The organism is Magnetospirillum sp. UT-4, assembly GCF_902729435.1.
GTDB lineage: Bacteria > Pseudomonadota > Alphaproteobacteria > Rhodospirillales > Magnetospirillaceae > Magnetospirillum.
This window is the reverse complement of sequence record NZ_CACVCG010000101.1, coordinates 73,754-84,896: the sequence shown is the minus strand read 5'-3', so window position 1 is coordinate 84,896 and position 11,143 is coordinate 73,754. Positions and strand designations below refer to the sequence as shown.

Annotated in this window: 9 protein-coding genes; 6 read left to right on the top strand and 3 right to left on the bottom strand. The window is 68.1% G+C overall.

The features are described from left to right. Positions 1-37 precede the first annotated feature (37 nt). Complete coding sequence (paaK, locus tag MTBUT4_RS14050) at positions 38-1,366, top strand: phenylacetate--CoA ligase PaaK (protein WP_217424178.1); 1,329 nt, start codon at positions 38-40, stop codon at positions 1,364-1,366. 7 nt (positions 1,367-1,373) lie between these two features. Here paaK and MTBUT4_RS14045 read toward each other — a convergent pair whose 3' ends face one another. Further along, positions 1,374-2,939, bottom strand: a complete 1,566-nt coding sequence (locus MTBUT4_RS14045; protein WP_173980317.1) for a hypothetical protein — start codon at positions 2,937-2,939, stop codon at positions 1,374-1,376. After that, a complete protein-coding gene (locus tag MTBUT4_RS14040) occupies positions 2,936-3,598 on the bottom strand; it encodes a hypothetical protein (protein ID WP_173980316.1) in 663 nt (220 codons plus the stop codon). Before MTBUT4_RS14040 ends, MTBUT4_RS14045 begins: the two co-directional genes overlap by 4 nt. A gap of 288 nt (positions 3,599-3,886) precedes the next feature. On the opposite strand from MTBUT4_RS14040, the gene MTBUT4_RS14035 reads away from it, so the two are divergent. Beyond that, complete coding sequence (locus MTBUT4_RS14035) at positions 3,887-4,105, top strand: hypothetical protein (RefSeq protein WP_173980315.1); 219 nt, start codon at positions 3,887-3,889, stop codon at positions 4,103-4,105. Here MTBUT4_RS14035 and MTBUT4_RS14030 read toward each other — a convergent pair. Beyond that, the gene (locus MTBUT4_RS14030; protein ID WP_173980314.1) at positions 4,080-5,474 is read right to left on the bottom strand and encodes an MFS transporter; all 1,395 of its coding nucleotides are present in this window, start codon (positions 5,472-5,474) and stop codon (positions 4,080-4,082) included. The two genes, MTBUT4_RS14035 and MTBUT4_RS14030, sit on opposite strands and share 26 nt — an antisense overlap. Positions 5,475-5,592: 118 nt before the next feature. Here MTBUT4_RS14030 and MTBUT4_RS14025 point away from each other — a divergent pair, with 118 nt between their 5' ends. From MTBUT4_RS14025 to MTBUT4_RS14010, 4 genes are all read left to right on the top strand, one after another. Next, positions 5,593-6,513: a LysR family transcriptional regulator gene (locus tag MTBUT4_RS14025; protein WP_173980313.1), complete on the top strand. Its 921-nt coding sequence runs from the start codon at positions 5,593-5,595 to the stop codon at positions 6,511-6,513. Between the two features lie 37 nt (positions 6,514-6,550). After that, positions 6,551-7,678 carry an efflux RND transporter periplasmic adaptor subunit gene (locus MTBUT4_RS14020; RefSeq protein ID WP_173980312.1) on the top strand — a complete coding sequence of 376 codons (1,128 nt, stop codon included), beginning with the start codon at positions 6,551-6,553 and terminating at the stop codon, positions 7,676-7,678. Next, positions 7,675-10,776 (top strand): efflux RND transporter permease subunit, encoded by a 3,102-nt coding sequence (locus tag MTBUT4_RS14015; RefSeq protein ID WP_173980311.1) that lies wholly within the window; start codon positions 7,675-7,677, stop codon positions 10,774-10,776. Before MTBUT4_RS14020 ends, MTBUT4_RS14015 begins: the two co-directional genes overlap by 4 nt. 72 nt (positions 10,777-10,848) lie before the next feature. Beyond that, the gene (locus tag MTBUT4_RS14010) at positions 10,849-11,019 is read left to right on the top strand and encodes a hypothetical protein (protein WP_173980310.1); all 171 of its coding nucleotides are present in this window, start codon (positions 10,849-10,851) and stop codon (positions 11,017-11,019) included. The last annotated feature ends 124 nt before the right edge of the window (positions 11,020-11,143 follow it).

Below are 11,143 nucleotides of genomic sequence, written 5' to 3'. Positions count from 1 at the left end.
GTAGACGTTCCCCCCGGAAGTAGGGAGGAAGCCTCACGTGACCGCCATCGACAGCCGCCGCGCCGCCCCCTCGCGGGACGCCCTCGACCCCATCGAGATCGCCAGCCGCGACGAGATCGCCGCGCTGCAGCTCGAGCGCATGCGCTGGTCGGTGCGCCACGCCTATGACAACGTCGCCCACTTCCGCGCCAAGTGCGAGGCCAAGGGGGTGCATCCCGACCAGCTGAAGCGGCTGGAGGACCTTGCCCTGTTCCCCTTCACCACCAAGGACGATCTGCGCCAGACCTACCCCTTCGGCATGTTCGCGGTGCCCATGGACGAGGTGGTGCGGGTGCATGCCAGCTCGGGCACCACCGGCAAGCCCACGGTGGTCGGCTATACCCGGGGCGACATCGCCATGTGGTCCGAGGTGATGGCCCGCTCGATCCGGGCCTCGGGCGGGCGCCGGGGCGACAAGTGCCACATCGCCTATGGCTACGGCCTGTTCACCGGCGGCCTGGGCGCCCATTACGGCGCCGAGAAGCTGGGCTGCACCGTCATCCCCATGTCGGGCGGCCAGACCGAGAAGCAGGTCCAGCTGATCGCCGATTTCAAGCCCGAGATCATCATGGTCACCCCCAGCTACATGCTGGCCATCGCCGACGAGATGGACCGCCAGGGCATGGACACCCGCACCTGCCCGCTGCGCATCGGCATCTTCGGCGCCGAGCCGTGGACCCACGCCATGCGCGCCGAGATCGAGGAGCGCTTGGGGATCGACGCCATCGACATCTACGGCCTCTCGGAGGTGATCGGCCCCGGCGTCGCCAACGAGTGCATCGAGACCAAGGACGGCCCCCATGTGTGGGAGGACCATTTCTACCCCGAGATCATCGACCCCGAGACCGGCGCCGTGCTGCCCGACGGCGAGATGGGCGAGCTGGTGTTCACCTCGCTGACCAAGGAAGCGCTGCCCATCATCCGCTACCGCACCCGCGACCTCACCCGCCTGCTGCCCGGCACGGCCCGCAGCTTCCGCAGGATCGACAAGATCACCGGCCGTTCCGACGACATGCTGATCATCCGGGGCGTCAACGTCTTCCCGACCCAGATCGAGGAGATGATCCTGAAGGATTCCCGCCTGGCCCCCCACTACCAGCTGGAGGTCAGCCGCGACGGCCACCTGGACACCATGGCCGTCAACGTCGAGATGCGCGCCGACCAGCCCTACGACGCAACCACCGCCGCCGCCGCCGCCAAGGACCTCACCCACCACATCAAATCCTTCATCGGCATCTCCACCAAGGTCAACGTGGTCGCCCCGGAAGCCATCGAGCGCTCCATGGGCAAGGCCAAGCGGGTCATCGACAAGCGGCCGAAGGGGTGAGGCGCCGCTAAAGCAGCCCAAGACCGCGCCCGAAGGCGGTGGTCAGGCGGTCGGCATCCTCGTTTTGCAACACCCGCCCGAAGGCGGCGGTGGTCTTGGGGCCGACCCAGTTGTCCACCTTCAGGGCCTCCCAATCGTCGTGATGCCGGGGGCCGAGGACGTTCAGGGTTTCCTGCAGCACGCCACCCTCGACCTTGGGCGAGCCGGTATCAACGCCAGAGCGGAACAGCGGGCCGAAGGCACCGTGGGTGGCGGCCTCCAGTCCGTCCGCATTGCCACTGGTTTGCGCATTGCGGGCGAAGGTGTTGAAGCGGCCCAGGGCCAGACCGTCCTGCACCTTGGCCGGCCCCTGCCGGGCGGTGGCGTATTTGAGCGCGAAGTCGGTCTGCGGACCGTATTGGCCGTCCTCAGTCACCGGACCCAGCTTGGTATAGGGGCCATAGGCAGGTGAGCGGGCCGGCAAAGGATTGGCCTGGTTGAGGATGTTCAGCCCCCGCTGCAGGCCCTTGACGGCGTTGCTATAGCCATCGGTACCGGCGGCCTCGGCCACCTGCTGCCCGATCCGGGCCGTCGCCAGCCACAGGTCGCCGCCATCGGGGGTGGTGTGCGGGCTGGGCTGCTCGGGAATCGGGCGGATCGGCTTCGGCTCGACGGGCTTGCCGCCGTCATGCTGCTGGGGGCCGTCCCCGTACATGGCCACATGCCAATCCTGCACCTTCTCGTAGGTGTGATATTTCAGCGGATCGCCGGCCCGATGCCCGCGATAGTCGCCCTGGGCGTGGTTGATCATGTCCATCATCTCGGCCTGGGTGAGCTTCTCCACCGGCTTCAGCAGCGCTGAGCGACCAGGATTGTCGATGGGGGCCGAGGCCATCTCGACCAGGCTGTGGGTGCGGGGATCGGCGGGCGCTTCGGACTTCTTTTGTTCTTGCGGTGGCTCCGGTTCAGCGGGTTGATCCCCAGGCTTCGGCTCGCCGTCAACGGCGGCAGGTCCTTCTTGGTCACCCATTCGCGGCCGTGGCTCGGGACGCAGGGTGGAGAGGTCAGGTGCTGGCGCCGCCTGCCCATCATTGCCGCTGTGCTTGATGACGGTTCCCTTACCCTTTTCGTGCCCCCGCCCGGCCGAACTTTCATACTCGCGGATCGCCCCCATGAATGCTTCATATTCCGCGGGAGTAAGATCGGCGAGTTTCTTAGAGAGGTCGACTCCCGATTTTTGCTTGATGAATTGCAGGTAGGCATCCGTATTGTTCTCTGATCTCGGCGCATATATTTCCATAGCCTCGGCTATGGTCTTGCCTTTGTAGAGGCCAGAAAGCTTCATCAGGTTCCGCTTCGCTTCTTCACCAGCTTCCCAAGACGGAAAGATTGCGAATGTCCCGTCGGAGCCAATTGCGCCAAGTTTATCTCTGGTGAATGGAGACCATTTTAGGTTCCCAGGGTTATTGTTGCGCCACGCAGGTTCGCCACCGACATGCGTTGCTGTTTTGTTTCCTCCGTCGTCGTAATATTCGACCGCACGCTTGCCGTTGTGACGCGCGCGTTTCGCACTCCTGCTAGCCATGACGGTCATCTCCGTTCATCAGATTTTTCCGGGTTTTCTACGCCAAACTCATTCTTAAAAGCCTCGTTGGCACCGCAATAGGCCTTCTTGGATGTCACCTCGCCGACCAAACGAAAGGCGATGCCGACAAAGTTCTGTGCCTCATCTTCGCCGACATCCTTGGCCCGGAGCCATTTGAACACGCGGAACCTGAACGGCCGTTCTTCCCAGAATCCCTCGCCCGCGTCGCGCTCGGCGATGATGACCAAGGTCTCGGTCTTGGCCCCCTTGCCGTGGGCAAAGAGCCGAATATCCCGCAGGATGCAATCGGCCCCCTCGTGGGTGACGATGCTCTCAACCCCATGCGGGTGGCCGGGCCTACCATCAATGAAAGGAACCAGATGCCAATCCGGCCCCTCGTAGCGGAAGGGGTCGTTGGGAACCAGCCGACGATGAACGCTGTAGACGGAAGCGCTGTGGGGACCGTTGATTTCCCACCGCGACTTCATCACCAGATCCTTGCGCCCATCCCCGTCCAAATCGATCCAGTTGGGGCCATGAACCAGCGGCACCATGGCCTTGGGATTGAATTTGGGGAGCGAGGACTCGGCCCGGACGGTTACGGCTGACGCCAGCGTCACCACCGTCGCCGCCACCAGAACCACCAGCCTGTTGCACGAACGCCCCATGGACCAAGCCCCCAAGATCAAGTCGCAAGGAACAATATAGGAACACAAGCCGCTCGTCAAGGGTATTCCCTTCAAAGCGGCGAGCATCCGAATTTATGCCCGCGATGGAGGAGACCAGGCCGTTACCCTCCGTTACCGATCCCCCGTTGACGGTTTCGGCGGCACAGGGCTTGATGGAGGCATGCGCATGCCCCGGATCGCCACCATCGCCGCCGACGGCGGAGGCGCCCAAGGCCGAGGCCAGCCTGCTGCGCGACAGGGCGCAGTTGGGCCGCTCCCGGGCCGATCTTGCCCGCTATACCGAGCTGCTTGAAGGTCGGCTCGGCGACCCGCCAGAAGGTCGCCACCGCCGACGCCGCCGTGCTGGAGGCGGCGGTGAAGTCGGACCAGGCCGCCATCGACAATGCCCGCCTGGCCATCGAATACGCCGCCATCCGCGCCCCCGTGCCGGGGCGCACCGGCGCCATCAACGCCAAGCGGGTCATCGACAAGCGGACGAAGTCCTGAACCCGGCCACCACCGCCAGGGCGGTACTGATCAGGCATGCCGCCACCAGGAAGGTCGCCCGCAATCCCGCCGCCACCGCCTCGGGCGGAGCGGCGGCCAGGTCGGCGGTTCCCGCCCCCAGGGCGAATACGGCACCCATCGTCGAGGCCCCGGTGATCAGGCCCAGGTTGCGGGACAGGCTGAGCCCCCCCGACACCAAGCCGCGGCGATCCACCGGGATATCGGCCATGACCTCGGTGTTGTTGGCGGTCTGGAACAGCGCATAGCCGGCAGTGGCGGTGACGATGGCGGCCACATAGCCGGGAACGCCCGCCTCCTCCGGCAGTGCCGAGAGCGCGACGGCCCCCGCCAGGATCATCAGCAATCCGGTCACCACCACCCGGCGGGCGCCGTAGCGGTCGGCGGCCCGACCGGCGGGAAACCCGGTCAACGCAGCCACCACCGGCCCGGCGGAAACCACCAGACCGACCGAGCTGGCATCCAGTCCCAAGGTTCGCGACAGATAAAACGGGCCCACCACCAGGGTCGCCATCATCACCGTCGAGACCAGCGCGCTGGCGGCCATGCCCACGCCCAGCGCGGTCTGGCGGAACAGCTCGAGGCTGACCAGAGGGTCGGGCGCCCTGGCTTCGGTCCGCACGAACAGGACGCCCGCGACCGCGGCGACGGCGAGCAGGCCCACGCCGCCCCCTTCCGCGGTCATCGCCGTGGAATAGGCGGCCAGGGTCAGGGCCAGCAGCACCCAGCCGGCGCGGTCGAAGTGGGCCGGGCCGGGTCCGGCGACACGATCGTCGATGGGCAGGCCCCGCACGGCCAGGACCAGCGCGACCAGCCCCAGCGGCCCATTGACCAGGAGCAGACTCCGCCATCCGAGGGCATCGACCAGGAATCCGCCCAGCGACGGCCCCAATGCCGTTCCCACCGCCGACATGGTGCCGAGCAGGCCCATGGCGCGGCCGGTCCGGTCCTTCGGCACGACCTCGCCGACGAAGGACAGCGACAGCGCCATCATGGCGGCGCCGCCCAGGCCCTGCACTGCCCGCGCGGTCACCAGAACCCACAGCGACGAGGCCAGGCCCCCGGCCACTGACGCCGCGATGAACAGGGTGATGCCGACCAGCAGCAGGCGCCGCCGGCCAACCATGTCGCCCAGCCGCCCGATCCCGACGATCAAGGCGGTGACGGCGAGAAGATAGGACAGCACCACCCACTGCACCTGCGGGAACGACGCATCGAACGCCTCGGACAGGGCGGGCAAGGCGATGTTGACGCTGCTGATGCCCAGAGACGACAGCATGGTGGTGGCAGACAGGCTGGCCAGGGCCAGCCGGGTCCGGCCACGGTGAGACTGGGAAACGCAGGGTTTCATGGCGAGCCCTTTCACTTAGGAAGCTCCGGACACCCTAGGCTTGTGCCTGATATGGCGGAAGACGCACTATTTTCAGTAATTCAGTGCATGAAACGCCATATGCCGCTATCGTGGCCCCATGTCTCGGCCCGACCTGAACTTGCTGGTCACCTTGGACGTGCTGTTGACCGAGGGCAGCGTCGCGGCCGCCGCGCGGCGCCTGCGGCTCAGCCCCTCGGCCATGAGCCGGGCGCTCGCCCGCCTGCGCGAGGTGACGGGCGATCCGCTGCTGGTGCGGGCCGGTCGCGGCTTGGTTCCCACGCCGCGGGCGATGGAGCTGCGCGACCGCGTCGCCCATCTGGTGGAGGACGCCGAGGCCGCCCTGCGCCCCGTCCGCTCACTGGATCTAAGTCGTCTGCAGCGGACCTTTGCCATCCGCGCCAGCGAGGGCTTCGCCGAAACCTTCGGGCCGATGCTGCTCGGCCGGCTTGAGCGGGAGGCCCCGGGCGTGCGGCTGCACTTCATGGCGAAGGCCGATCGCCAGAGCACCCTGCTGCGGGACGGCAGCGTCGATCTGGAAACCGGCGTCATCGGTTCGGCCACCGGACCGGAGGTGCGCGCCCTGGCGTTGTTCCGCGACCACTTCATCGGTGCGGCGCGGTCGGGGCACCCCCTGGCCGTCGGCGCAATTACCCCCGGCGACTACGCCGCCGCCGGACATGTGCGCGTCGCCCGCCCCGACCAGGGCACGGGACCGGTGGATGCGGCGCTGGAACCATTGGGACTGCACCGCAATGTCCGGGTGACAGTCGGCGGCTTCGCCGCGGCCTTGGCCCTGGCCAGGACCTCGGACCTGATCGCCAGCGTCCCCGAGCGCCACACTGCCGGCCTGCGGGAAGGCATGGCGTGCTTCGCCCTTCCTGTCCCCATGCCCGAGGTCACCATCTCCCTGATGTGGCATCCCCGCATGGACGCCGATCCGGGCCATCGCTGGATGCGCGAGACCATGCGCGCGGTCTGCGGCGCCCACCGTTACCCTCCGTTACCGATCCCCCGTTGACGGTTTCGGCGGCACAGGGCTTGATGGAGGCATGCGCATGCCCCGGATCGCCACCATCGCCGCGTTGATCGCCGCCGCCGCCGTCGGCTGGTATCTGGCAACGCGCCCGCCGACGGCCGAGGCGCCCAAGGCCGAGTCGCGGCCGCAGCCGGTGGTGCTGCGTCCGGCCGAGGCGCGGCCGATGCCGGTGCGGCTGACCGCGGTGGGAACGGTGCAGGCCCTGGCGGTGGTGCCGGTGCGGCCGCGTGTCGAGGGCGAGGTGGTCAAGGTCCATTTCGCCGAGGGCGACGAGGTCGCCGAGGGGGCGCCGCTGTTCAGCCTGGACGCCCGCGCAGCCGAGGCCGCCCGCCGCCAGGCCGAGGCCAGCCTGCTGCGCGACCGGGCGCAGCTGGAGCGGGCCCGGGCCGATCTCGCCCGCTACACCGAGCTGCTCAAGGTGGGCTCGGCGACGCAACAGAAGCTGGAGCAGGCCACCGCCGACGCCGCCGTGCTGGAGGCGGCGGTGAAGGCCGACCAGGCCGCCATCGACAATGCCCGCCTGGCCATCGAATACGCCGCCATCCGCGCCCCCGTGCCGGGGCGCACTGGCGCCATCAACGCCAAGCTGGGCAGCCTGGCGCGGCCCACCGATGCCCTGCCCATGGTCACCATCACCCGCATGCGGCCGGTGACCGTCGCCTTCTCGGTGGCCGAATCGAACCTGCCGCGCATCCGCGCCGCCCTGGCCGCCGGCGCGGTCGAGGCCAGCGTCGGCTCGGCCGCCGATCCCGCCTTGGACGTCAAGGGGCGGCTCACCTTCATCGATTCCGCCATCGACACCCAGACCGGCACCATCGGGCTGAAGGCCACCTTCGCCAATGACGACACCAGCCTGTGGCCGGGCCAGTTCGTCACCATCACCCTGGTTCTGGGCACCGAGGCCGAGGCGGTCACCGTTCCGGCCGAGGCGGTGCAGACCGGCCAGCAGGGCAATTACGTCTTCGTCCCCGGCGCCGACAACCGGGCCGAGCTGCGCCCCGTCACCATCGACCGCATCGTCGATGGCGTGGCGGTCATCGCCAAGGGCCTGGCGGCCGGCGACAAGGTGGTGGTGGAGGGCCAGATGCGCCTGGCCGCCGGCATCGCCATCGCCGAACGCGGAGCCAATCCTCCGGCCAAGCCATGAACGTCTCGGCGACCTTCATCCGCCGGCCGGTCGCCACCCTGCTGCTGACCTGCGTGCTGGTGTTCGCCGGCCTGGCCGGCTGGCGCAAGCTGCCGGTGGCGGCGCTGCCCAATGTCGATTTCCCCACCATCAGCATCTCGGCCACCCTGCCCGGGGCCAGCCCGGAGAGCATGGCGGCCTCGGTGGCGGCCCCGCTGGAGCGCGAGTTCTCCACCATTTCGGGGGTCGAGACCATCACCTCTTCCTCGGGCCAGGGGACCTCGCAGATCACCCTGCAATTCGTGCTGTCGCGCGACATCGACGACGCCGCCCAGGATGTCCAGGCGGCCATCGCCCGCGCCCAGCGCCGGCTGCCCGAGGAGATGACCACCCCGCCCAGCTACCGCAAGTCGAACCCGTCCGACAGCCCGGTGGTGCTGCTGGCGCTGTCCTCGCCGACGGTGCCGCTCAACGTGCTCGACGACTATGCCCAGACCATCCTGATGCCGCGCATCTCGCGCCTGACCGGGGTGGCGCAGGTGCTGATCTACGGCAGCCAGAAATACGCCGTGCGCATCCGCATCGACCCCGATTCCCTGGCCTCGCGCAATATCGGCGTCGATGAGCTGCAGCAGGCGATCCAGGCGGCCAACAGCAACGCGCCGCTGGGGGTGCTGAGCGGGCCGAAGCAGCAGCTGACCATCCAGTCCAACGCCCAGCTGCCCAACGCGGCCGCCTTCGCCGACATGGTGGTGGCGTGGCGCGAGGGCGCCCCGGTGCGCCTCAGGGACGTCGCCCGGGTCGAGGACAGCGTCGAGAACAACCGCACCGCCAGCTGGTTCAACGGCACCCGCGCCATCGTGGTGGCGGTGCAGCGCCAGCCCGACGCCAACACCGTCGAGGTGGTGGACGCGGTGCGCGCCCTGCTGCCCACGGTGCGCGCCGCCCTGCCCGCCGCGGTCAAGGTCGATGTCATGAACGACCGCTCGCGCTCCATCCGCGACGCCATCGCCGACGTCCAGTTCACCTTCGCCATCACCGTGGCGCTGGTGGTGCTGGTGATCTTCCTGTTCCTGCGCCGGCTATCGGCCACCCTGATCCCGGCCATCGCCATGCCGGTGTCGCTGATCGCCACCCTGGGCGCCATGGCGGTCCTGGGCTTCAGCCTGGACAACATCTCGCTGCTGGGGCTGACCCTGTCGGTGGGGCTGGTGGTGGACGACGCCATCGTCATGCTGGAGAACATCCAGCGCCACGTGGACGAGGGCATGGGACCGTTCGAGGCGGCGCTGAAGGGCTCCCGCGAGATCGGCTTCACCATCGTTTCCATCACCGTGTCGCTGGTGGCGGTGTTCATCCCCATCCTGCTGATGGGCGGGGTGATCGGGCGGATGTTCCACGAATTCGCGGTGGTGGTGACCCTGGCCATCGGCATCTCGGCCCTGGTATCGCTGACCCTGACGCCGGCCATGTGCGCGCGCTGGCTGCGCCCCGAGCACAGCGCCGACGCCGGCCGGGTCGAGCGGGTCCTGGAAAAGGGCTTCGACGCCCTGCTGGGCTGGTACCGGCGAAGCCTGGACTGGGTGCTGGCGCACGGCCCGGCCATGCTGGCGCTGCTGGCCGCCACCATCGCCGCCACGGTGTGGCTGTTCATGGCCATCCCCAAGGGCTTCTTCCCCACCGAGGACACCGGCCAGGTCTTCATCAACACCGAGGCCGCCCAGGACATCTCGTTCGAGGCCATGAAGGAGCAGCAGCAGCAGGTGGCGGCACTGGTCAAGGCCTCGCCCTACGTCGCCACCGTGACCTCGGCCATGGGCGTGTCCGGCATGTCCAACGCGGTCAATGCCGGACGCATGTTCGTCAACCTGGTGCCCCGCGACCAGCGCCCCGGCATCGAGGCGGTGGTGCGGGATCTGCGCAAGAAACTGGGCGGTCGGGCGGGCATCACCGTCTACGTCAACCCCATCCAGACCCTCAACCTGGGCGGCCGCTCGTCCAAGAGCCAGTATCAGTACACCATCGAAGGCATCGACCAGCCCGAGCTTTACGCCTGGTCCGAAAAGCTGCTGAACCGGCTGCAGGTGGAGCCGCTGATCCAGGACGTCACCACCGACCTGCAGATCAAGAGCCCGCAGGCGCTGGTCGAGGTCGATCGCGACAAGGCGGCCGCGCTGGGGGTGCGGCTGGAAGACGTGCGCTCCACCCTCTATTCCGCCTACGGCAACCGCGAGATCTCGACCATCTACACCGCCGCCAACGATTATGCTGTGATCCTCGAGATGGACCCCCGCTTCCAGGTCGATACCGAGGCGCTGTCGCGGCTCAAGGTGCGCTCCAAGGCCGGGCCGCTGGTGCCGCTGGACGCGGTGGCGACCATCAGCCGCACCGTCGGTCCGCTGGTGGTCAATCACCAGTCGCAGCTGCCGGCGGTGACCATCACCTTCAACCTCGCCCCCGAAATCTCGCTGGGCCAGGCCACCGAGCGCCTGAAGGCGGTCGAGGCCGAGCTGGACCGGCCGGCCGGCATTTCCGCCTCGTTCGCCGGCACCGCCAAGGTGTTCCAGCAATCCATGAACAACCAGGGCATCCTGCTGCTGGCGGCGGTGGTGGTGATCTACGTGGTGCTGGGGGTGCTGTACGAAAGCCTGATCCACCCGGTCACCATCCTGTCCGGCCTGCCCTCGGCGGCGGTGGGGGCGCTGGCGACGCTGATGGTGTTCAACCAGGAACTGTCGGTGATCGCTCTGATCGGCATCCTGATGTTGATCGGCATCGTCAAGAAGAACGCCATCATGATGATCGACTTCGCCCTCGATGCGCAGCGCCGGGGCGGGCTGTCGCCCTACGACGCCATCCGCCAGGCCTGCCTGCTGCGGTTCCGCCCGATCATGATGACCACCATGGCCGCCATCATGGGCACCCTGCCCATCGCCGTCGGCCACGGCGCCGCCGCCGAGCTGCGCCAGCCCCTGGGCCTGTCGGTGGTGGGCGGGCTGATCGTCAGCCAGGCGCTGACCCTCTACATCACCCCGGTGCTGTACCTGTGGTTCGAGCGCCTGCGGCTGTCCGCCACCCGCAAGAAGGCACCGCCATCCCATGCGGCGGTGGCGGAATAGACGAATTCATCATTCCTTCGCTTGAGGCCCGGCATGTTGCGCCCTATCTCCTCGGCCTGGAGTATAGACGCGATGACCGACGAAAAAGACGAATTCCACCATTGCCCCGCCTGTGCCCGGCGCACCCGCCACCGGGTCAGCCGCGACCGCAAGCTGGCCCCGGTGCTGTGGTGCCAGCGCTGCTTCCACGTCCATGTGGAGGATGATGCCCTATCCCCGGTGACGGCCGACCGGGCCGCCTGAGACCTGCCGTCGTCCCCGCGTAGGCGGGGACCCAGGGGGTGCACCGCCAGCTCGTCCGCGACTTCTGGGTTCCCGCCTACGCGGGAACGACGTCCCATTCGGGCCTCAGGGTGAGGCTACGGAC

Bases quoted from the DNA above. Each gene is read 5' to 3' on its own strand.
- MTBUT4_RS14045 (WP_173980317.1), bottom strand. From the start codon at position 2,939: ATGACCGTCATGGCTAGCAGGAGTGCGAAACGCGCGCGTCACAACGGC.
- MTBUT4_RS14030 (WP_173980314.1), bottom strand. From the start codon at position 5,474: ATGAAACCCTGCGTTTCCCAGTCTCACCGTGGCCGGACCCGGCTGGCC.
- MTBUT4_RS14015 (WP_173980311.1), top strand. From the start codon at position 7,675: ATGAACGTCTCGGCGACCTTCATCCGCCGGCCGGTCGCCACCCTGCTG.
- MTBUT4_RS14025 (WP_173980313.1), top strand. From the start codon at position 5,593: ATGTCTCGGCCCGACCTGAACTTGCTGGTCACCTTGGACGTGCTGTTG.
- MTBUT4_RS14020 (WP_173980312.1), top strand. From the start codon at position 6,551: ATGCCCCGGATCGCCACCATCGCCGCGTTGATCGCCGCCGCCGCCGTC.
- MTBUT4_RS14040 (WP_173980316.1), bottom strand. From the start codon at position 3,598: ATGGGGCGTTCGTGCAACAGGCTGGTGGTTCTGGTGGCGGCGACGGTG.
- MTBUT4_RS14010 (WP_173980310.1), top strand. From the start codon at position 10,849: ATGACCGACGAAAAAGACGAATTCCACCATTGCCCCGCCTGTGCCCGG.